The 22,352-nt window shown below is 52.7% G+C and carries 19 protein-coding genes and 3 pseudogenes; 14 read left to right on the forward strand and 8 right to left on the reverse strand.

Translation table 11 applies throughout. From position 1 onward, the window contains the following. Nucleotides 1–348 precede the first annotated feature (348 nt). Both ACX8ZY_RS22580 and ACX8ZY_RS22585 read left to right on the forward strand, forming a co-directional pair. A pseudogene (locus ACX8ZY_RS22580) lies at nt 349–2,460 on the forward strand (EAL domain-containing protein). 354 nt (nt 2,461–2,814) lie between these two features. Then, nucleotides 2,815–3,024, forward strand: a complete 210-nt coding sequence (locus ACX8ZY_RS22585) for a hypothetical protein (RefSeq protein WP_337016172.1) — start codon at nt 2,815–2,817, stop codon at nt 3,022–3,024. A 779-nt stretch (nt 3,025–3,803) separates the two neighbouring features. Here the strand turns inward: ACX8ZY_RS22585 and ACX8ZY_RS22590 are convergent. Further along, complete coding sequence (locus ACX8ZY_RS22590) at nt 3,804–4,472, reverse strand: DUF3313 domain-containing protein (protein WP_346530138.1); 669 nt, start codon at nt 4,470–4,472, stop codon at nt 3,804–3,806. A gap of 122 nt (nt 4,473–4,594) precedes the next feature. Between ACX8ZY_RS22590 and ACX8ZY_RS22595 the strand changes: the two genes are divergently transcribed. The 3 genes from ACX8ZY_RS22595 to ACX8ZY_RS22605 all read left to right on the forward strand — a co-directional run bounded on the left by ACX8ZY_RS22595 (nt 4,595) and on the right by ACX8ZY_RS22605 (nt 5,889). Then, entirely contained in the window at nt 4,595–5,080 is a 486-nt protein-coding gene (locus ACX8ZY_RS22595) for a hypothetical protein (RefSeq protein WP_346530136.1), read from the forward strand. A gap of 151 nt (nt 5,081–5,231) precedes the next feature. Next, a complete protein-coding gene (locus ACX8ZY_RS22600; RefSeq protein ID WP_346530134.1) occupies nt 5,232–5,453 on the forward strand; it encodes a hypothetical protein in 222 nt (73 codons plus the stop codon). Between the two features lie 124 nt (nt 5,454–5,577). Next, nucleotides 5,578–5,889: a hypothetical protein gene (locus ACX8ZY_RS22605; RefSeq protein ID WP_346530132.1), complete on the forward strand. Its 312-nt coding sequence runs from the start codon at nt 5,578–5,580 to the stop codon at nt 5,887–5,889. A gap of 269 nt (nt 5,890–6,158) precedes the next feature. Here ACX8ZY_RS22605 and ACX8ZY_RS22610 read toward each other — a convergent pair whose 3' ends face one another. Beyond that, nucleotides 6,159–6,947 carry a TetR/AcrR family transcriptional regulator gene (locus ACX8ZY_RS22610; RefSeq protein WP_346530130.1) on the reverse strand — a complete coding sequence of 263 codons (789 nt, stop codon included), beginning with the start codon at nt 6,945–6,947 and terminating at the stop codon, nt 6,159–6,161. A 147-nt stretch (nt 6,948–7,094) separates the two neighbouring features. Beyond that, nucleotides 7,095–9,044 (reverse strand): putative bifunctional diguanylate cyclase/phosphodiesterase, encoded by a 1,950-nt coding sequence (locus ACX8ZY_RS22615; RefSeq protein WP_459261440.1) that lies wholly within the window; start codon nt 9,042–9,044, stop codon nt 7,095–7,097. A gap of 549 nt (nt 9,045–9,593) precedes the next feature. On the opposite strand from ACX8ZY_RS22615, the pseudogene ACX8ZY_RS22620 reads away from it, so the two are divergent. Then, nucleotides 9,594–10,754: pseudogene (locus ACX8ZY_RS22620) on the forward strand (IS30 family transposase). A gap of 34 nt (nt 10,755–10,788) precedes the next feature. On the opposite strand, the gene ACX8ZY_RS22625 reads toward ACX8ZY_RS22620, so the two are convergent. The 3 genes from ACX8ZY_RS22625 to umuC form a co-directional block, all read right to left on the reverse strand. Continuing rightward, nucleotides 10,789–11,019, reverse strand: coding sequence for an EexN family lipoprotein (locus ACX8ZY_RS22625; RefSeq protein ID WP_337016632.1), 231 nt, complete (start codon nt 11,017–11,019; stop codon nt 10,789–10,791). An 86-nt stretch (nt 11,020–11,105) separates the two neighbouring features. Then, nucleotides 11,106–11,171 carry a DUF4113 domain-containing protein gene (locus ACX8ZY_RS22630; protein ID WP_072006765.1) on the reverse strand — a complete coding sequence of 22 codons (66 nt, stop codon included), beginning with the start codon at nt 11,169–11,171 and terminating at the stop codon, nt 11,106–11,108. Nucleotides 11,172–11,174: 3 nt separating this feature from the next. Continuing rightward, nucleotides 11,175–12,173, reverse strand: coding sequence for a translesion error-prone DNA polymerase V subunit UmuC (gene umuC / locus ACX8ZY_RS22635; RefSeq protein ID WP_337016630.1), 999 nt, complete (start codon nt 12,171–12,173; stop codon nt 11,175–11,177). A 270-nt stretch (nt 12,174–12,443) separates the two neighbouring features. On the opposite strand from umuC, the gene ACX8ZY_RS22640 reads away from it, so the two are divergent. After that, nucleotides 12,444–13,652: a multidrug effflux MFS transporter gene (locus ACX8ZY_RS22640; RefSeq protein WP_346530448.1), complete on the forward strand. Its 1,209-nt coding sequence runs from the start codon at nt 12,444–12,446 to the stop codon at nt 13,650–13,652. On the opposite strand, the pseudogene ACX8ZY_RS22645 reads toward ACX8ZY_RS22640, so the two are convergent. Together ACX8ZY_RS22645 and ACX8ZY_RS22650 are read right to left on the reverse strand one after the other, a co-directional pair. After that, nucleotides 13,653–14,333: pseudogene (locus ACX8ZY_RS22645) on the reverse strand (nitroreductase). A 270-nt stretch (nt 14,334–14,603) separates the two neighbouring features. Next, nucleotides 14,604–15,653, reverse strand: coding sequence for an alpha/beta hydrolase (locus ACX8ZY_RS22650; protein ID WP_346530446.1), 1,050 nt, complete (start codon nt 15,651–15,653; stop codon nt 14,604–14,606). Nucleotides 15,654–15,903: 250 nt separating this feature from the next. On the opposite strand from ACX8ZY_RS22650, the gene ACX8ZY_RS22655 reads away from it, so the two are divergent. From ACX8ZY_RS22655 to ACX8ZY_RS22685, 7 genes are all read left to right on the forward strand, one after another. Then, nucleotides 15,904–17,070, forward strand: a complete 1,167-nt coding sequence (locus ACX8ZY_RS22655) for an aldo/keto reductase (RefSeq protein ID WP_337016626.1) — start codon at nt 15,904–15,906, stop codon at nt 17,068–17,070. Between the two features lie 15 nt (nt 17,071–17,085). Next, nucleotides 17,086–17,766, forward strand: coding sequence for a heavy metal response regulator transcription factor (locus ACX8ZY_RS22660; RefSeq protein WP_031594267.1), 681 nt, complete (start codon nt 17,086–17,088; stop codon nt 17,764–17,766). Between the two features lie 15 nt (nt 17,767–17,781). Continuing rightward, nucleotides 17,782–19,239 carry a heavy metal sensor histidine kinase gene (locus ACX8ZY_RS22665; protein WP_337016624.1) on the forward strand — a complete coding sequence of 486 codons (1,458 nt, stop codon included), beginning with the start codon at nt 17,782–17,784 and terminating at the stop codon, nt 19,237–19,239. Between the two features lie 65 nt (nt 19,240–19,304). Next, entirely contained in the window at nt 19,305–19,784 is a 480-nt protein-coding gene (locus ACX8ZY_RS22670) for a (R)-mandelonitrile lyase (protein ID WP_337016622.1), read from the forward strand. Next, nucleotides 19,762–20,523 (forward strand): carboxymuconolactone decarboxylase family protein, encoded by a 762-nt coding sequence (locus tag ACX8ZY_RS22675; protein ID WP_337016620.1) that lies wholly within the window; start codon nt 19,762–19,764, stop codon nt 20,521–20,523. The genes ACX8ZY_RS22670 and ACX8ZY_RS22675 overlap by 23 nt, the downstream gene beginning before the upstream one ends. Before the next feature lie 11 nt (nt 20,524–20,534). Next, on the forward strand, nt 20,535–21,119 hold the full coding sequence (locus tag ACX8ZY_RS22680; RefSeq protein ID WP_346530441.1) for a flavodoxin: 585 nt from the start codon (nt 20,535–20,537) through the stop codon (nt 21,117–21,119). Between the two features lie 108 nt (nt 21,120–21,227). Then, entirely contained in the window at nt 21,228–22,292 is a 1,065-nt protein-coding gene (locus ACX8ZY_RS22685; RefSeq protein ID WP_140034339.1) for an alpha/beta hydrolase, read from the forward strand. The last annotated feature ends 60 nt before the right edge of the window (nt 22,293–22,352 follow it).

Below are 22,352 nucleotides of genomic sequence, written 5' to 3' on the forward strand. Positions count from 1 at the left end.
TCGAAGAGGTTCACGGTGAAGCCTGCGCCCTACTGGCACGGGCTGACAGGAAGACATTTATGGGCACTTTTTACTCCCTCGGACACGCGCTTCAGTCAGCGCGCCTGCGATATCCCGACTGCGTCATCTGCCAGCTGTGCGCCGCACTGCAGCGGTAACCTGCCGCCCGACTACGTCCGGAACAGCAACACCGTGATGCCCTTTTAACACTGTATGGTCCAAACATCCCCTCTCTGTGGCGAGCCCCGCTTACGCAGCCGCCTTCCGGCTGCGTGACGGCAGAGATTTCTGCGCGCCTGGTCTGATTAAAGCGGTCCCATTTTTACTGTGTCATGCCTGCCACAGCCCATTTGTCTGAGTGGACAGACACTGAAACGCCCGACCACAGACCCTGAGCGCGCCCGCCTTGCCGCACTGGCGCAGTATCAGCAGACAGATGCGCTGTCGGAGAACACGCTCGATCGGCTTACCACGCTTGCCGCGCGCCTTTTTCGCGTGCCCACCGTCTTTGTTTCACTGATTGACGACCAGCGGCAGCTTTTTACTTCACGCTACGCACTGAACATTGCCGGCACCGCACGCCGCGTATCATTCTGTGATCATACCCTTGCACAGGGGCCGTTCCTCTGCGTATCCGGCCCCTAAATGACCCGCGCTTTCGCGACAGTCCGCTGATTCAAGGGTATCCACACATCCGCTTCTACGCGGGGATCCCGCTGGCCACCCCGGATGGCCACCTTATCGGCACCGTGTGCTTGGCCGATACGCTGCCACGCCCGCCGCTGACGGACGCCGACCGGCAGCACCTTGCAGACATCGCCGCGCTGATAATGGACAGGATGGAAGTTCACCGGGTGGATCAGCTGTGCCACGCCAGCTAGCAGCGGCTGGAGTCCATCTCAGCCACCTCGCCGGACGCGATCATCTGCACCGACCATGCGCCATGGCATCACCTTGTGGAATCCGGCCACCACCGCCATGTTTGGCTACGGGCCGCGCGAGATGACGGGCCGGTACGTGGCCGAGCTCATTGCTGACCGTTGTCAGACCGACTACCGCAATGAGCTGGACCGCCTTAGCCGGGACGAGGCGGCAATTTCACAACCGCGCACGATACAGACATGGGGGCTGCGGCGCGACGGCCGTGAGTTCCCGGCCGAAGTCTCGTTCTCGGGCTGGTGCGAGGGCGGCACACGCTAGGTGGGCATGATCATCCGCGACGTTACCGCCCGGTATGAGAGCGAGGCCCGCCTGTGCGAACTGGCCTCACTGGGCATGCTGACCCGGCTGGCCAGCCGCGGCGCATTTATGACGCAGCTGGACCCCCTGACTGAAGCCGGCGTGTCATGCATGCTGCTAATGATGGACCTTGACGGCTTCAATGAGGTCAATGATACGCTTGGGCACGCTGCGTGCGACGCGCTGCTTTGCCACGTGGCGGAGCAGATCAGGCTGATGTGTACTGGGGCGATAATCGCTGCCCGGCTCGGCGGTGACGAGTTCATCATTTTGCTACCCGACGGGAATGACAATGCCGGCTCCACGGCGGATCGCCTTATCGCCGCCGTACAGACGCCTTTCCGCTATCACTGTTCACCTGTCGTGGTGGGTGCCAGCACCGGCATTGCCTACTGTCCGGAGTACGGTAAAAATGCTTTTGCGGTGATGTCGGCGGCCGACCTGGCGCTTTACCGGGCCAAGGCCTCGGGCAAGGGCCGCAGCGTGCTTTCCGGCCGGCGTTTCGCGAGTCTGAACAGCGGCGACGGCGCTTTGAGCGTGAGCTGGAAACTGCCGTGCGGCACCAGCAGTTCATCCTGCACTATCAGCCGCCTGCTCGGCTGCGAGGTGCTGGTACGCTGGCAGCATCCCGCGCGGAGCCTCCTGCTGCCGGCCGAGTTTAACGAAATGCTGGTGAAAAGTCCGCTTTCGGTTGTGCTGGCCGACTGGATTATCCGGACCTCGCTGGTTCAGATTCGTCAGTGGCAGGCCCGCTGCTGCGGGTCAGCATCAACCTGTTCCCGCGCCAGTTGGCCGGGCACGGTTTTGAAAGCGTGCCGCGAGAGGCTGCCGGCGGCAATGCTACCTTCGTAGACCTGGAGGTGGATGAACCGCTTCTGGCGATGCTGGTTCAGGACACGCCCGCGAAGCTCAAGGCGCACGGGCACCACGTTCGTTATCGATCATTACGGACGGACGCTGGGCGCCATCAGCATGCTGCAGCACGGCTTCGTCAGCGGCTTTAAAATTGACAAGTCGCTGACCTATGAACTGGTTAACAGAATGCGCATACGGATGATGTTCCGAGCTGTCGCAACACTGGGGAAATGCTTCGGACTCAGCGTGGCGGCGAAGGGTGTGGAGGATGCGGCACAGCGGAATTTTGTGACGGCTACCCGGTGCGACATCATGCAGGGTAACGGGCTGTGGCCAGCCGCTGCTTCCAGAATGCAGCCGGCGTAACGACCCGGTGCGCCTTGCCATTTCGTGAATCTGTTTTATTAAGGTCTGGTCTGATATAGCGGCCTGTCGCCACATTTAATCCATTTTCAGGGAGCGCGGTATGAACAGGCAGCGTTATCAGTGGGGTGATAAAGGCGTGGCCGGTTCACACATGTGTAATAAGACCTGGCAGGAAGGCATTTTACTCTGGCGGGTGACGGGGTTAGTCGCTATTCTCTAGTCGATTTCCCCCGGGCTGAATTGCGCCGGCCAGTATGGATTTATACGGGAGAAGGGGTAATTCAGCCCGGGGGAGTCTTACTCCTTGCGGTTCACTAGGCGCAGGACATTCTGTTAAGTTACCGGAGAAAAATTTTGGATGATGCAGATCTGGCGCAGGAGCGCGAAGAAGCGCATCTGGCAGCCTCGCTGTCCGCGCGTAAGCCGCGACGGGTAAGCCCTGATGGTAAGTGCATATGGTGTAAAGAAGAAGCCGTTGTTGCTGGTACCGCATTCTGCTCAGCAGAATGCGATGAGGATTACCACAAATATCAGCGTGAGCAGCGCCAGCGGGCCGGCAACTGACCGGAATAAAGCCATGTGCAAATCAGGTCTGGACATACCCGCTTTTAAAGCTTTTGCCCTGCCTGCCGATAATAAAAATGAGCATAAGTCGCTCAATAAACGCTTCTCTATTGAATGCTCTGTTTTAATTAGCCCGCGTAAGACGGGCTTTTTTCGCAATTAAAAATGGTTCGGTGAAATATTATCGTTTACACCTGTTATCTTACACAGGTCCTCTCATCCGTAGCAGGCTGTGAAAGAGCCGATGCTCATACCGCTGACTGATATGATGCCGGCAAAATTAACGGTGTCTACCTCATAACGTACAGAGGCCACTCAGAAGCTTCAGAACCACCATTACGATTCGTCCCTGCTGCCAGCCTCTTGAGCAGATATTTTTTTACCCGCCGCTTGGCTCCATCTTTTATACTCGCCTAACCTGACTTAACACACCCCGTATACTGCTCTGAAAGGAGCGGCTGACTCATTGCCCGGTCGCCGGGCTTTTTTATTCCTGCTTCAGAACTGATGACGCGATTATTTCTGCCACGTCTTAACCGCGTGCTGTAGGTATTAAAATAATGCTGCCAGTTTCAGCAAAAAACCTTCAACAGATATCTCATCGAAAAGTCTGCTATGAGCGAAAAGCGGACATTGGGAATTCTTAACACAGCTCTTTTTGATGTGAGGATAGCCTTTATGAACAATGCCTGTATCCATCCATCTTCCATCAGTGCAGCGATCGCTACACTGACAGATCCCTGTGCTCACAAGCCGTCATGATCTGGTTATCGCCTCCCTTAGCGCAGTTTTTCCAGCAGCTGCTCAGCGCCTTTGTCCACTCCTGTCTCGGCCGCACTCAATGAGCCAAACGTGGCCCCCACGTTCATGGCATTAGGATACTGTTCCGCTACGTAGGCCAGCAGGAGTTCACCGGTCGCGGCATCCTGCACTTCCACAGCATAGTTGACGTAACCGCTCATCAGTCCGCGCCCGCCTCGCACAGACTGAAAAATATTATAAGGGCCGCCAGCCAGGTCGAATTTCGTAAAGGTCCCCACAACCTGTGGCGTGGTATCCGCGCCGGTCAGCGTCAGCTTTAGCCGGAGAGAAGGGGCATTCCCGGTGCTGGTGTTGACAGTAAACTTCTCCCGCAGCACGTCGGCAAACTTCTTCTGCATGTAGTCTGCCAGATTGCGCCGGTCTTCCTGAGACATGTCATTAAACTGTGCGTCGCTGCCACCATAAATTCCAACAGGATCGATGGTGATGCTGCGGTATTTGCTCCAGTCAACCGGGGTGGCATAGCGGAAAGGGATCCGGTCGCTGTCATCAGCCGTGTTAGGCGTCATCCGGGATGTGGCCTGAATGCCGGAATATTTCACCGGTGACGTGGACGAACATCCTGCGGCGGCAATGATGGCGGTCAGGATAAGCGTACGGGAAAGCTGTTTTGTGAGGCGAACCATAAATTATTCTCCGGTTACTTTTTGATATAATGAACTGTACGGTATAGTTAATATGGTTTATCCTGACTCTGTCAACAAAATGTTTCAGTGAGTGTCGCTGACTTTCACATGAGGAGTGCGGAATGCTTTATTTAAAACCGGAAGTTTCGTCGTCAGGCATCACGTGCCTGCCCAGCTCCATGCTGGAAATCATGCCGGTAATGAGGGAAGACTGGCCGGAGCGCATGCGGGAAGTGAGTGCTGAGCGCGCATGTTTTATCCTGAGCCTGCCGCTCCGCTATTCCGGTCTGCCGGTGCGGCGCAGGCTCATAAGAATGATGCTGACACTGCAAAAGTATGGCGAAGCCAGGAGCAGCCTGGACGGCCCGGGACATGATGCCTTTACACCGGCAGCGGACTATGCGCGGAGCGTTATTGATACGGCAATGCTGCGCGGAGAGTTGCGCTGCAGGCCCTCTGGCGAAATGGCCCATGCCTGGCTGAAGCTGACGGAGGAGGTGCGTATCCTGATGACTGGCTTTCAGCAGGATAAGGCGGTGCTCCGTAAAGAAGTGCGGCGCAGTACAGCTGATTTTCTTCGGCGGTATGCGGCGGGTGCAGGAGCATGAAGGTACTGCTCATCCGGATCGTTCTGGTGTTTGTTTTTATTGCCGCCGGCATCCTCACCACATTTGACGCCCGGGTCAGCTGATGAGTGGCTGCCCGATAACCGGGGGGCTGGAAAATGCATCGCCCAGGCAATGGTTCATATATGGAGCCATGCTGCTGACCGTGGTATGTGCCCTGCTCAGAACCGCCGGCAACCTCATTGAAATACGCCATCTGCGCCGGTCCGGTCAGCGCCGGGCCGGATATTATGCCGTCAGGGTGTGGGGTGCCTCATCAGAACTGGTACAGATATTTCTGGTTGCGGAATGTCTCATTATTGATGCGCTGTCTGTGCTTGTGCTGCTGGTGCTCAGTGACGTCACCCCCTGGTGAAAACCTCGCAGTATCCGGCCCGGCTCACAGGGATACGCGTTTTCAGAATTCCATAAGCCAAGACTTACATGAAGGAGGATACATTGAAGGAGAAACTGTCAGTGATTAATGGCAGGGGGCCTGGATGGACTGGAGCATCCTGAGTATCCTGATTTTATTTGGCGCTCTTGCGGTGACCGTCATGATTATGTGGTGGCACGTCATCATTAACGTAAAAGAAATCGTTCATATCCGGCGCCTGAAAGCCCGCCGCGGGAGAAAATATACAGAGGGGGGCCTGGGGAGTCCACCAGAACTCGTTAATCACGCTGCTTGTTGCAGAGATTATGGTGGCTCTGGCCATAAGCACCCTGATTGTGCTCATACTGTCGGGGGTATTATTTTAGCCGTGCGCAGACGGTATCAGCAAATTGCCCGCCTGAAGGCGGGCTGGTGAGGTTCAGATGTGGCTGCCGATAGAAAGGCATCCGGTAAGCATCAGTACGGCCATACCGGTAATGAGGCTGTAAACAAGACGCATGTTAACTCCTCAGAATAAAGAAACGCAGCCGCTCAGCAGAAGCGAACCCACGGCCAGACCTGCCACCAGAATGAAACGATGAAGCATAAGCGTTACCCCCTATAATTAAACTGTACGTACTAGTTTAATTATATTCAGGGATTAGTCAACCTTTAAGAGCAATAGTCCGCCCTGCTGGTGTGTGGTCAGCGGGGTGCTGCACCTGATATAAATACCTCTACAGCGCTTTTCACCATAGCGATGATATCTTCGCGCGTATAAACCGGCATTTTATGGCGGAGAAAGAGCTCATCAGCCTCAGCCTTCACCAGCGCTGAAAACTGTTTCGCTCTCAGGTCGGGGCGGGCGGGAACCAGGTCTCCAGCCTCGATATGCTGTTTCATCAGCGTTGCCAGCGCGTTCATGCTTTCGCGGACACCCGATTCGTAAAAAATATCACCGATACCGGAATGTCCGGCCTCGCCAATAACCATACGATACAGCTGCAGGCCCTTCCAGTCCGATGTCATTGCACCCAGCATGCCTTCACCAAAGCGCTGCAGCCTGTCAGCCAGGGGCAGATGACGACTGTCATGACTGTCAATCTCGTCCGCCGCCCGCGTCAGAAAATTGGTGCCGTAGGCCCTGACGACGGCGTCAAGAAGGCTTTCCTTGGAGGAGAAATAGTTATAGAGCGTGGCTTTGGAGCACTCTGCTGCTCTGGCCACAGCATCCATGGATGCGCGTTCGTAACCCTGTTCGAGAAAGACAGTCGTGGCGGCGTTAAGGATGTCATTTCGTTTCTTTTCAGTCAGTGTTCGCATGTGGTTTCTCCCTGTAAACCTGCCCATATTAACAGAACCACCCGGTTCATTAAAGGCGCGCGTTTCTGGCATCAGTATCCGGATAGCTGACTTTAAGCTGATGCTCCACAATTGATGGATTGCAGACTCAGCAACGTCCGCTCCTGGCACAGAGCGGACATTGAAATCCATGCCGCAGGGTCCACTTTGAGCAAATAGAACGCGTTACGTTTCACCTGTTTTTAACATAACATCCCTAGGTCATTGTGCTTATGACCCGGCGGCCTGCCTCATCCGGACAGTATATTGCCGGTAAAACCTGCATGTATCAGAGGCCAGTCAGATGGGCTGATTTTGCTTTCTGTGTGGCCCCGGACGGCCAAATAGAAAGCCCTGCAGCAGTCCGCAACCGGATGCTCTGAGCCATTCCGCCTGCTCTTCTTTCTCAACGCCTTCAGCCACCACTTCCAGCCCAAGTTCAAGACACAGCGTCAGGACGGCACCGACAATTGCTGTGGCGCTAGCATCTGAATGCAGATCGCTGATAAAGGACCGGTCAATTTTGATTTTACTGAACAGACGGGTCCGCAGGTAGCTCAGAGATGAAAAGCCGGTGCCAAAGTCGTCAAGGACGATATGAACTCCCATATCCTTCAACTCATGAATGACGCGATAGCTGTCTTCTGGATTTTCCAAGAGGGCTGACTCCGTAATTTCCAGCTCAAGCCGTTGTGGCTCAAGACCGCTGTGATGCAGAGCATGCCGGACGATGTCGGCAAGCCGGGGCTCACGAAACTGGTAGGGAGAGAGGTTTACTGCTATATGTTCGTTATCAGGCCAGCCGGCAACTTCTGCACACGCCCGCCTAAGGGCAAAAGCACCAATCTCATGGATAAGCCCGGTCTGCTCTGCCAGGGGAATAAATACGGACGGCGGTACGCTCCCCCTGACGGGATGGTGCCAGCGCATTAATGCTTCATATGATACCGCTAAACCCGAGCGGCTGTTAACAACGGGCTGGTAAAAAAGCTGTAATTCACCGTTCGCCATCGCATTGCGCAGGTCATTTTCCAGGCTGAAGCGCTCTGCCGCTGCACTGGCAAGTCTGGAGGAGAAAATCACGTAGCCGTTGCGCCCGGCAGCTTTCGCCTCATATAGCGCAACGTCGGCGGCTGCAAGCATGTCTTCTGCCTGCCGCGCATCGCCACTGTAAAGACAGATACCGATACTGCATCCGGACATGACTTTCCGGCCCTCAATTGTAAATGGCTCCGATAGCACGTCCGTAAACCGGCGGGCTGTTTCGCCCGCAGCTTCCGAAGTGATCATATCGGGTAGAAGAACGACAAACTCATCACCACCCGTTCGTGCCAGCAAATCTTGAGTGCGCAGTGTGGCCTGCAGCCGGTCAGATATTTCCGTAAGGAGAGAGTCACCAGCAGCATGCCCCAACGCATCATTAATAATTTTGAAGCGGTCGATATCAAGTATCATGAGTGCAAAAGGCATACTCTTCTTCAGAAATCCGTTAAGCGCCGGCATGAAGCCCCGGCGGTTCAGCAGGCCCGTCAGTGGATCGTGCAGGGCTTCATAAGTTGCCCTGACAATAGCCTGCTGCTCAGCAGTTATATCCAGTAGGGTGAAAAGAATAAATTCGCCAGCCCCGCCGGTTGTCAGCCTTTCCGCCGCTACCCTCAGAGCAATTTCAGGCATCTTCTCTCCGGACGTGAGGGTTTCGACAAGTCCGTCGCCCGGCGAAAGGTGCAGACCGCGCCTGAAGATTGTGTCCAGGCCCGCCAGCCACGTTACGGACTGACGGTTAAGGATGTTACCACTCAGCACAAGAGTTCTCAGCCAGGCTGAGTGGATGGCTGGCTGATTTGTGCGAACAATATTTCCCGATCCAGCCTCGCACAGAATAAGCGCGCAGGCTGTATGGCTGAATATCTCATCCAGCAGCTGACTGGCATCCGACAGTTCTGCCTCACGCCTGATGATCACCCGCTGCGCGATACTGAGTGCCATTCTTTCTTCATATTGACGTGATACATCACGTACGATTTTAATAAAAGCAGCCTGCTCACCTTCAGCCGGGTGAAGAAACTCAATTTCAACAAATGCCCTGAAAACGCTGCCATCCCTGCGCAGACGCCAGCCCTCTGCAGAATACTGTCCGCAATCACGGGCAGCGGCAAGATTTTCCTCCGGCACGCCCCTGGTCCGTTCGCTGTCATCGTAGAAGACCGAGAAATGCAGTCCTGTAATCTCCGGCCTGTCCCATCCCTTCATGTTTCGCCCCCCCGGTTCCAGCTTAGTACCTCCCCGGATGATGACAGCAGATATATGGCACACAGTGACGTTTCAGAGACCGCCACGCCGAGTCGAGCATGAATGTCAGATTTCATATGTCGGTTCCTGAAATGATCATAAGCTACGCCGGAGACATTCCGGTCCGCAGGGTGGTTAAGGTCGGTCAGTGTACAATCAAACAGAGTGGGTATTCTGTAACAGTCTCTCCGGTGAAAACTGCATCATGCTTCAGCGCACGATGACCGCGTATGGTGTCTTTCAGAAACGTTATCGGCGTAAGACGGCATGTCTGTAGGAGGATGAGAAATTAAATCGGTCGCAACTTAATTGATGTCTGCTTTTAAACTTTTAATAGACTCAACCGGCAGATAAGGATGATGGCGGAGACCAAACTAAATATTGCAATATCAGCGGGTTTACTTTTGCGATGAGGTGACTGACCGGGCAAGGCGTGAAAGCAACGTCCGTTATTGGCTGTGAGTTCAACGGGTCGATGCAGCGCTATCCTTAATCAAGGGGGACGTTGCCATGAAACGAAGAACACGCATTTACTTCACGCCAGAACAGAAAGCGATTATCTGAGACAGATATAAGCAAGGTGATTCTCTGCATGATATCGCCAGAATGTTCGACAGATTTCACTCTTCTATTATGCCTACAATCCACCAGACAGGTGGCTGCCGTCCTCCCGTGCGAAAGCGGCACCGGTTAGCGCTTTCGCTTGATGAAAGAGAGGAGATATCCAGAGGATTGGTAGCAAAACGCAGCATCAGGGACATCGCAGCCAAATTATCAAGAGCTCCTTCAACGATTAGCTGCGAGATCAGGAGGCACGGCGGTGCAAAACAATACCGTGCATCAAAAGCGGATACTGCTGCGTGGGAAAATGCTCTGAGACCAAAACCTTGCAAGCTAATCGAAAGCCCCGCATTGTGTAAAATCATTGCAGAGAAGATGCATCAGGACTGGTCGCCGGAACAGATCGCCGGCTGGCTGAAACGCTGTTATCCGGATAGTCAGGAAATGCATGTGTCACACGAAACGATATATAAAACGCTTTTTATACAAACCCGGGGCGCATTAAAAAAAGAACTGCAGCAATGCCTCAGAAGCGGAAGAGTCGTGCGTAGATCCAGAACATCATCGCTTAAAGGGAAAAGACTAGGATCAATCCCGGATACGGTCTCTATCAGCGAAAGGCCACCTGAAGCCGCTGACAGAGCAGTACCAGGTCACTGGGAAGGTGACCTGCTCCAGGGCTCTAAAAACTCCTGTATCGTCACCTTCGTAGAACGTCATTCCCGTTTTGTTATGCTGGCCAAAGTCAGGGATAACAAGACCATAACGGTTATATCTGCACTCATCAGACAAGCCCGGGAATTACCTGCTGAGCTTTATAAAACATTAACATGGGACCGGGGCGCTGAAATGACCAGCCATACCCGGTTTACTGTAGCCACAGATATTCAGGTTTACTTCTGCGATCCTCAATCTCCCTGGCAACGCGGCTCCAATGAAAATACGAACAGATTGCTCAGGCAGTATTTTCCAAAAGGAACTGACTTATCGGTTCACAGCCAGCAAAGACTAAACAGTGTTGCCAGGCAGCTCAACGAGAGGCCAAGAAAAACGCTAGACTATGAATCACCCGCAGAGCGATTCAATCAGTGTGTTGCATCCATCGGTTGAACTCACAGCGAAGAGCGGACATTGCAGATCGGATTTACCAACTTTTATTGGGACTCTTTGTGAAAGAGCCGCCGAGGACAGTGGCATCAATGGCATTCCGGCAGTCCTCGGTACCGCGTGGTTCGGACGCTTTTTTGCACTCTTCAACTTTTGCGTTACGTTCCTTATCGTGCGCCTTATACCATTCAAGGCTCTGTGCGCCAGCATCGCAACCTGTAAGCAGGGCTGCCAGTAAACCCAGTGAAATCAGTCCTGTTTTCATCATATCTTCATTTTATTGAGTTAATTGCGACCGCAATTTTAGACCACCTGCGCGGTAGGGCGCACGAAGCAGAGATTGCGAAAACGAAGTTACTTTATTTTTGGTATGTCTTTTAATCTGGTTGTGTAGCGCGGGGATAGCATTTCACGCTTTATCTGTCATGCACTGTCACGCTCTCCCTGGCCCGCGAAAAAAACTCTTCCTCTACCTGAACGATTGATGACGTCCAGCGCGGCCATTAACGCGTCGGCGTTTGCACGCGGTTGCTGCTCACTGAACATGTCAAACTGCGCCACGCCTGACTGATAAAAATCACCCAGCATGACGCCCGCTTTGGCATACCGGTAGCCGTCCCGCCAGATGATGCTAAGACCGCGAAGCGCAGATTCAATAATGTCTCGCGAGTCGTTCGTCGAATAATTGCATATGCGGGAAGCAGTATTCGAATACTGCGGTTCATCACCGTGGCGGCCGGTGGCGATTGAGACGCTTATATGGCGGCAGCGCGAATTCTGCTCCCTGAACTTTTCCGCCGCACGCGTGGCATACAGTACGACTGCCTGCTGCATGTCTTCCAGCTGGGTAACGCGCTGGCCAAAAGAGCGTGAGTTTACAATCTGTTGTTTTGGTGGCGGCGCATCTTCAAGTGCCAGGCAGGACTCTCCATTCAGTTCCCGTGTCGTACGCTCGACGATGACGTCAAAGTTTTTCCGTATCATGCTGACATTGCTGTCTGCGAGCTGCAGGGCGGTGGTGATGCCCAGCTGGTTCAGCCGTTTACTGATGCGTTGACCAATACCCCAGATATCACTGACGTCAGTCAGATGCAGAAGTTTCCGTTGCCGGCTTTCGTCAGACAAATCCACGATGCCCCGGGTCTGCGTCCATTTCTTGGCCGCGTGATTAGCCAGTTTGGCCAGCGTTTTGGTCGGTCCGAAACCCACGCCAATTATCAGTCCGGTTTCTCTCCGGATGCGCTCACGCATCTGCTGGCCAAATGTCTCAAGCGGGATAAGGTTACTAATCCCGGTAACGTCCAGGAATGACTCATCGATGGAATATACCTCCTGTCCCGCGGCCATCTCGCCCAGGATGGCCATCATGCGCGCTGACATATCACCGTTTATGTGGAATAGAAAATATCCAGAAATTATCAATGCGTTTGATAACGAATGTAAGTGAAAACGAACAGATTAACTCTTGAGCGTGTCACGACTATCAAATCAGAATGATGAATTGATAACGTTGATTTGCCTTTAATGAGTGACAAACCTCCATACAGGCTAGAGTGCCGCCAGGCTTTCACTGCCTTTAAAATTCAAGAAATTAATGAATATTACTCATAGCTCTAATCCCTCTGCATATCATTATCCGGCAGGATAAACACGTTAACATGCGTCTGATTATTCATATCAAAGCGGACTGCCATGCTTAACCCTCAGGCTCCAACACAGCCAGCGACAACCAGTAAAACCGGTTTTTCTTTTTTGCTAATTCTCAGTGCCTTAATGGCCGTTACTTCCTTATCAACCGACATTTATCTTCCTGCCATGCCTGTCATGGCCACTGATTTACAGGGCGATGCAGAACTGACGATCACGGGTTTTCTGATTGGGTTTTGCCTCGCCCAGCTGATTTGGGGGCCTCTTAGCGATCGCTTCGGTCGACGCCGGCCGATGTTTTTCGGGATGGGATTATTCGTTATAGGCTCGGTAGGTTGTGCGTTATCAACGGATATTACACAGATTGTCTTCTGGCGCGTTTTTCAGGCATTGGGAGCCTGTACCGGTCCGATGCTGGCGCGTGCAATGATTCGCGACCTGTTCAGTCGTACCCGTGCAGCACACATGCTGTCGACCCTGATGATCATCATGGCAATAGCGCCGATCGCCGGGCCACTGGTTGGCGGGCAAATGATTAAAGTCACCTCGTGGCACACCATTTTCTGGCTGTTGACGATTATCGGAACATTATTGCTGATATCGTTATTCTGGCTACCGGAGACACTTCCTACGGAAAAACGTATACAAGCTTCCGTACCCGGCGCTTTTCGCAACTACAAATCACTACTTACTAATACCAGTTATATGCGTTTTACGTTATGCCTGACGTTCTATTATGTCGCGGCTTATGCATTTATCACCGGCTCGCCGTTTGTGTATATCACATGGTTCGGTGTTGATCCGGAACATTACGGCTGGTTGTTTGCCGTAAACGTTGTTGGATTGATGGCAGTGAGCATGGTTAACCAACGCCTGGTTCACCGCTATCCGCTGGAAATGTTGCTCCGGATTGCTGTATTCATCGCTGCTATTGCAGCATTAGCGCTGGCAGTTACAACTGGCTTGGGAATTGGCGGGATCAGCGTGATTGTGACAACTGTCTTCGTGTTCTTCTCCATGAATGGCATTATCGCCGCAACGTCTACGGCCTGTGCACTGGACGCTGTACCTGAAGTTGCAGGCTCGGCATCAGCCTTAATGGGCGCGCTGCAATATGGTAGCGGTATCGTCTCATCGCTGCTTCTGGCGCTGTTTAGCGATGGCACACCATGGACAATGGGCTGGATTATCGCGGTATTCACGGTAGCCAGCGCCCTGATGGCACTGACAGTGAAGGTTAAAAATCACGCTTAGTTATCGATGCCAGGTAACACTTTCCTGAACAGGAATTCGTCCTTCCCTGTAATGCAGGGAAGGATGGGTTTTATCTGGCGTACCAAACGAAATGCCGTAAAGCAGCCTGAAATTCTCAGGGACATGTAAGATCCGGCGCACCGTTTGCGCAAAGTAACTCAGTACTGCCTGCGGGACTCCCGCATAACCGCGAGCCGTGAGCGATAGCAGGAGCGTCTGAGCGTACATGCCGGCGTCTGAGGCAACACGAACGTTATCGCCTACAACAGGAATGAACAAAAATGCTACATGGGGCGCCCCAAAAAATCTGACATTGTGTTCGACCACTTCTGAGCGACTCAGTGTATCGCCGCGCGCAACGCACAGAGCCTGGTAATATGAGCGTCCCTGCTCTGAAGCCCGTTCCCTGAATGGCTCAGGTTAGGCTTCTTTATCAAAGGTGAAATCGGAACTGTCGTTTCTGGCCCTGAGATCCGCAGTCAATGCCTGGCTTAACTCCTCAAGCTTATCTCCCATGACGATATGCAGGGACCAGGGCTGCGTGTTGCAGTTGGATGGCGAGCATTGTGCTTCATACAGAATGTCTTCGAGGATATCATCGGGAATGGGAGATGGAAGAAAGGCTCTTGCTGAATACCTGCTTTTAACGACGTCACTGAATGTTGGCTCTTGCGAACTCATATGCTCCTCCGCCTGAAAGTGATCTTAAGAGAATGTATCGCTCTCTCCGGGCCCATCCTGCCACAACCGACTTTTAATGATCATTCCTTGTCCCTGATTAAGCCTATGAATTTTATTCATAGCACCTATTTTCCTAGCGCAATTATCTTTAACCACAACTTCGTTAATCTGGATATATCACTCAAAAGAAAAAAGTGAAGTGAAGGTTGAAGTGACTACAGGCAGGAGATATCCCCCAGCCGGACAGACCGGGGTGCCCTCTGTGGCTGACTAAATATTCTTATCGAAGAATACGTCTAACTTTTGCATTGCCTGATCAACATATCTGGGAACCCAGTAAGTCTCGATATGGGTTGCACCGTCGATAAGGAACAATTCTTTGTTCTTCGTACCGGTCGCTTTAGCAAATGCAGCTTCGGTCATATACAAGGTGTCTGCCTTTGTACCGGCAATCATTAACAGCGGTTTATTGATGAGATTGATATGGTCTGTCACGTCAAAGTTCATCAAATCCAGCAGGCTACTTGTCGTGTATTTAAAGGTGGAGTTCGGGTGTGGGTGGGTTTTCCAGTAGTACTCATAGCCTTGTCTGTATAAGGCAAACGGTAATTTAGCGATCTGTTCATCAGTCAGATTTGCATCGCCGGAATAAAGAATCTCCCCTCCGGCAGCTTCCTGAGCCCGCGCGTCAGAAGCCTGCTGCAGCCGCTGCTGGACAGTATCCAGCTGTGAATCCTGCAAACCATTGCGGCGTACAAGCCCTGAATTAAACATGCTGACTGTTGCGATCGATTTGAATCGTTTGTCCGTTTCGGCTGCAACAAGTGAATACCCACCGCCGCCACAAATGCCAAGCAGGCCGAGGCGGGACGTATCAACCCCAGGATACTGGCTGATGTAGTCAGCCATACCGTGAACATCCTCAATGCGGTTTGCAGGCTTATCCACACTGCGAGGTCTGCCACCGCTGCCACCCTGCCAGGCTGCATCGGCAGTGATAGTAATGTAACCATGCTCAGCGAGGCGTTGGGCATACAACCCGGCGACCTGTTCTTTCACACCACCATTGGGGTGTGCGACCACCACTGCAGGGTATTTTTTTGCAGGGTCGTAATTGGCCGGGGTATAGACATTCGCGGCAATCTGGATGCCATGCAGATCGTATTTTACCGGATGGATGTTGACCTTGCCTTTGACGTTCTCAGTGATGGCACCGTCATAAGCAAGCGTAAAGGGGTTTTTTTTGTAGTCAGCCGCATTGACTGAAGTCGCTCCGGCTATTGCCGTGAGCAGTATTGCGCTTATAAGCGTGAATTTCATGGTCTCTCCCGATGCGTGTCAGCCCGGCTCTGTAGGCTGCGGTATCAAATATGCAGTCCCAGATTAGGAGCGGGGGGCTGTCAGCATCGTGACAGAGACATAACATTTTTGTCAGGAAGCGTTATCTGGCAGGCAACCTTTTCTGACAGGGCTGTCAGCCACCCGTCAGCATTATGTTGGCAATCAGGGAGCAGAATGCTCTCTGGTTAAATGGGATTCATATTCAATTTGCTTCGAAAAGGAATGGTCCATGAAAAGTCAAAACAACCCTGCAATGCCCGCACGACGTAAGCTGCTATTCGCCGGTGCCGGCATTGCCGCCGCATCAATTGTTCCCCAGGCAACGGCGGCGGGGAAATCCTTTCAGGTCGATTCATCGGGACATAGTAGCCAGCGCGTTACGGCAATGAGCAGACGCAAACTCGGTAATCTCGACGTTTCTGCCCTTGGTCTGGGCGTGCAGAACATGAGCCGTAAATACGATACCTCTGTCCCGTGGCGTCCTGAGATGGTGAAGGTTATCCGCCGGGCATTTGATGAGGGTGTAACGTTCTTTGACGCAGCAGAAGCGTACGGCCCCTTTGAAGTAGAGAGAATCCTCGGGGAAGGCGTTGGCCCTTTTCGGGATAAAATCGTTATCGCCACCAAGTTTGGCTGGAACATTGATCAGCAGACAGGTAAACGCCTGCCTGGCCTCAATAGCCGACCGGATCATATCAGGCAGGTAGTAGAAAACATGCTTAAGCGCCTGCGTACCGATCGCATCGATTTACTCTATCAGCACCGGGTCGATCCTCAGGTTCCGATCGAAGACGTCGCCGGTGTCATAAAGGATTTAATGGATCAGGGGAAAGTCCTGCACTGGGGTCTGTCCGAGATGGGCATCAATACGCTGAAGCGGGCGCATGCAGCATTACCTGTCACTGCCGTACAAAGTGAATATTCCATGCTCTGGCGAGGACCAGAAAAACATGTGCTTCCGCTCTGTGAGGAGCTGGGGATTGGATTTGTGCCGTGGAGCCCACTAGGCGTACAGTTTTTAACAGGCTGGATTGATGAAAAAACCCGATTTGCTGCAGGTGATATACGCGCCATAGAAACCCGCTTCTCCTCCGACAACCTCCCGCATAACCTACAGCTGGTTGAGTTACTGAAAACCTGGGCGACAAGAAAAGACGCCGCACCGGGACAGATTGCGCTGGCATGGCTAATGGCACGTAAACCCTGGATAGTCCCGATCCCGGGAACCACAAATAAAGACCATATGCTGCAGAACACATCTTCTGCTGCCGTCTCGCTGACCCCTGCTGAGATGACCGAGCTGACCGGTTCTCTGGACACTATCACCGTCCGGGGGCAACGGCTGCCGGATGCAGTACAGGTTTATTCAGATGTTGAAGCTCCGCTGAAAAGTTAAGAGGAAGTCACCGTCATGCGCCTGTTGTTAGTCGAAGATGAAGAAAAAACGTCAACTTATCTCAGTCGTGCGCTGGGTGAATCGGGTTTTACGGTGGATGTTTCTGCAGAGGGTGCCGAAGGTCTTCATTACGCGCTGGAGTTCGACTACGACGCGATAATTCTTGATGTGATGCTGCCGGGGATGGATGGCTACCGGGTACTTGAAGGCATACGCGCCAGTAAACAGACCCCCGTACTGATGTTATCTGCACGGGGATCGGTCGATGAGCGCGTCAAAGGACTCAGGCTTGGCGCAGATGACTATCTCCCCAAACCGTTCTCGCTTATCGAACTGGTAGCTCGTATTCAGGCTCTGGTACGTCGCCGGTCAACAGATGGTGCCGACATCACGCAATTACAGATTCACGATCTGCAACTCGACCTGCTGGCTCGCAGGGTGTTTCGTGCCGGAACGCGACTTGAACTGACCGCGAAGGAATTTGCTCTGCTGAGCTTTCTGGCCCGTCATCAGGGCGAGATTCTGTCAAAGATGATGATCGCTGAACAGATATGGGACATGAATTTTGACAGTGATGCCAACGTAGTTGAGGTTGCCATTAAACGTCTGCGGGCAAAAATTGATGCCCCGTTCGACATTAAGTTACTCCATACCGTGCGCGGGATGGGGTACGTTCTGGAAGTCAGGCCAGTATAAATGAAGGGGGTAAGCATGATAAAGCGCGCCATCTCAGTCCATCTGGCATTGATGTTTGCATTATCGGCACTTCTGATTGTTTCTGTTATCGGCATCCTGCTAAGAAGCTCATTACATGAATCCCTGCAAAAGCAAATGCACAACGAGCTGCTGTTTCGGGAATCATTAATGAGCCCGTGGATCACCGCCCGAACCTCAGCTGACGGCTGGTCAGTGCTTGCCAGTAAGTTCACCGTACTGACCAATTCCGAAGGTGAGCGCGTTCGCTACTGGATTGTCAGTGATGATCCACGGTTCAGTATCGGTGGTACACCGCCAGTGGGAGTCGGGTGGTCTTCTTTACAGGAAGGCTTCAATAAAATGCCCGGCGCATCCGACGGAGCTTGTTCACTTTTCCTGTTAGTGAAAACTATCCCCCAAAATGGTGAAAGACCTGAGTTGCGCTATGTCGTTGCCATCGACTCCACACCGTATATGGGCACACTCAATGCGTTCACCCGCACTCTGCTGATTATTACCGCACTGGGTGTCTTTGTTGTCGCTTTACTGGGTTATATGGTCTCAAAAATCGCCCTGCGTCCGGTAGGCGCCCTTAGCAAACAGGCGCAACAACTCGCCCCTGGAGACCACGGCCAACGCCTTGATACCACGAGATTACCCGAAGAGTTGCAGCAACTCGCCTCGTCATTTAACGGCGTGCTGGAGCGTCAGGAGATAGCGTGGAGACAACTCGAAAGTTTTAATGCGGATGTGGCCCATGAACTCCGAACGCCGCTCACAAATCTTATTGGCCAGACGCAGCTGGGGCTGTCACGCCGGCGGTCGCATGATGAACTGGAAGAGTTACTCGGTTCTAACCTCGAGGAGCTTGAACGTATGACATCGATCGTTAACGATATGCTTTTTCTGTCGCATGCTCACGCAGGTGAACATGCTTCTCAGCTTGCCCGGGTCTCCCTGCGGGAAGAAACCCTCAAAACAGCGGAATATGTCGAACCCTCGTTTGCTGAAAAACAGCTTTCACTGGACGTTGAGGGCGATGTCATTGCGCATATTGACCGGCGGTTATTTCACCGCTCCCTGGCTAATTTATTGGAAAACAGTGCAAGGCATTCACCTCCGGCAAGCACGGTCACCGTCAGGCTGAGTGAAAAAAAGAATTACGCCTGTGTTGAGGTATCAAATCCGGGAGAGCCCATTGCAGCAGAGCATTTACGTCGACTTTTCGAACGGTTCTATCGGGTCGACATCTCCAGAGCCAACAGTGATACCCATCATGGGCTGGGTCTTTCTATCGTACGAGCCGTCGCCATTATGCATCGGGGAGATGTCTTTGCGCGCAGTGAAAGTGGCGTCAACACGTTTGGACTGAACTTTGCAATGCAACCCGGAAAAGCGTTCTGTGATGTTCTTCCTGAGGTGGAATCCGGAATACATTTAACTGACACAATTGTCAGGAGATCGTCAGCCTGACGACATGCCACTCTCGCTAGAATCATCGCAGGCTTTCCACCTCATGACTGATAAGGACGCTTTGCATGATCAGATATTTACGCTACATCGGGCTGTTACTGCCTCTTTTTACTGTCCCATCCTGGGCTGCGGAGCAAAATACCTCAGCTCAGATTGCTCCAGCTGGAAGTCAGGCCGCAGTATATGGACCTGCGGAGAATTTTACCGGGCGCGTCCGGGTTGATCCTCTCTTCAGACCTGATAACAACATGAGAGTATCAGGCGCTTACGTCACCTTCGAGCCGGGTGCCCGCTCCGCCTGGCATACGCATCCGGCAGGTCAGCGACTCATTGTCACTGCCGGCGTCGGGCTCACGCAGCAGGAAGGTCAGCCTGTGCAGGTAATCCGCCCTGGTGATGTCGTCTCCTGCCCTCCTGGCGTCAGGCACTGGCATGGTGCTTCGCCTGACAGCGCCCTAACGCATCTGGCGATTACGGGGATCGTCGATGGCAAAAGCGCTAACTGGATGGAGAAGGTGACAGATGAACAATACCATGCCCATTAAAGCATTGATGGCAGCGGTACTTCTCACCGCTGGTTTTGGTCTCCTGACAAACGTTGCGTCAGCGGCGAAAGGAACCTCAGAAATGAACCAGGAAAAAACCGTTTCAGAAGCGCTGACGACCCGTCAGCAGGCTATCCCTTTGATTGCAGCATCAATGGCCAGCAGTCAGATGGATAAGCTGGACCGTGCACTGAATCAGGGACTGGATGCAGGACTCACAATAAACGAGGTCAAAGAAATTCTCGTGCAGCTCTATGCTTATACGGGTTTTCCTCGCAGCCTGAATGCCCTCAGTGCACTGATGAAGGTTGTTAAAGCGCGAAAGCAACGCGGCATTAAAGATGTTGAGGGTGCAGAACCTGCTTCTCCCATCCCTGTCGGTGATGAACTTCGTCAGATCGGCACCGCTAATCAGACCAGAATCTCAGGGGCACCCGTCCAGGGGCCACTTTTTGATTTTGCACCGGCCATCAATCAGTTCCTGCAAACCCACCTGTTCGGCGACATTTTCGCGCGAGATAACCTCGACTGGCAAAGCCGTGAACTGGCAACGGTCGGCGCACTGGCGGCCACGCCAGGTGTTGAAGCCCAGCTGTTATCGCATACCCGTGCCAGTATGCGGGTCGGCCTGACGGAAGCTCAGTTGCGCCAGCTGGCAGAGGTTTTGCGTGCGCATGGCGAAAATGATGCCGCCATGCGTGCTGAAAAAGCACTACAGCAGGCACTGGCGCGTAAATAAAGGAGTCAGTTATGCCCTATGATCCTACCCGACGAATGTTGATCACAGCGCTTGCCGGGCTCTCGCTGGCGAACGTTTCACTGGCATCGGCGGCGCCCGGAACTGCTAACGTTCAGGGCAACAGCCGTATTCTGGTGGCGTATTTTTCCCGTAGCGGCAATACACGGGTCATTGCGAGTGTCATTCACCGAAGCCTGAAAACCGATCTGTTTGAAATCGAACCGGCTGCACCTTATCCGGAAGACTATTTTAAGACCGTTGAGCAGGCAAAAAATGAGCGAGCCCGGGGAATAAAACCGGCTTTAAAAAATAGCGTGCCCGATATCGGACGCTACGAAACTGTCTATTTAGGTTTCCCCGTCTGGGGAACCAGCGTGCCGCCCGCAGTGCAGACCTTTCTGAGCGGCCATAACCTGGCGGAGAAGTTGCTTATACCTTTCATTACCCATGGCGGGTACGGCAAAGGTGACAGCGACGATATTCTTGCAAGCCTTGCCCCGGATGCGCATCGGGAAAAACCTCTGGCCATTGAATGTGATCAGGAACGAAGAACCACGGAAACGGTAACGAGCTGGTTAGAGACGATACGCAGCTGATTATGCGTTCTCATAAAACTCTCAGATAAGGGTAATCACAGGGGGCCAAATACTCCTCTCTGACAACTCAGATATGATTGAACGCCAAACGTAACAGAGGACGTAATCTTGAAAACAATCTTAAAAACGCTGGTCATTTGCGTGATGGCAGGTGGTCTGGTGACTCAGTCCATTTATGCCGCGCCTCTGGTCATTAAGGACCAGGGAAGCTTTTCTGCCGGTGGTACTGTCATAACCGCTCCCGGGAAGTTTGACGCAACGAAGCCGCTGGATTCCGCCGGTCAGACTTATCATGGCGATCATGCATCAGTGTTCTACCAGATCCCGGAGAATCCTCATAAATATCCCTTGGTCATGTTGCATGGCGCAGGCCAGTTTTCGCGTACCTGGGAAAGTACGCCGGACGGTCGTGAAGGATTCCAGAACATATTCCTGCGTCGTGGATTCTCAACGTATCTGGTTGACCAACCGCGTCGGGGCAGTGCGGGACGCACAACGGCAGAAGGCACTGTAACGCCGAAGCCGGATGAACAGATGTGGTTCAATCAGTTCCGTGTAGGTGTCTGGCCAGACTATTTTAAAGGCGTCCAGTTCTCTCACGATAAAGAAGCTCTGAATCAGTATTTCCGCCAGATGACCCCGAATACCGGGCCATTTGATATCAATGTAATATCTGATGCCATGTCCGCCGTAGTGGATAAATCTGGTCCGGCTATTCTCTTCACTCACTCTCAGGGCGGTGGTCCCGGCTGGTACACCGCAATGAAAAACAGCAAGGTTAAAGCCATTGTAGCTTTCGAACCGGGTAGCAGTTTTGTTTTCCCCGAGAAAGAATTACCTGCACCAATGCCAAGTGCATTTGACACACTGAAAGGTGAACCTGTTCCGATGGAACAGTTTATGGCACTGACTAAAATCCCGATCCTGATTATTTATGGCGATAACATACCGGATAAGCCTGTAGCTATGCCGGCTCAGGACAGCTGGCGAGTACGTCTGGCTATGGCTCGCGAGTGGCGCGATGTGGTGAACAAACATGGCGGAGATGTAACAGTGACGCATCTGCCTGAAGCGGGAATCAAAGGTAATACCCACTTCCCGTTCTCTGACCTGAATAATGTGCAAATCGCTGATTTAGTCAGCCAGTTTCTGAAAGAAAAAAATTTGCAGTAGGCAGTTAGCGAGCGAAGGCTGAGTTCAGTCACGATTAATGAATTAAATTAATTAACCCTA

The organism is Pantoea sp. XAF26B01_ASV70, assembly GCF_054512635.1.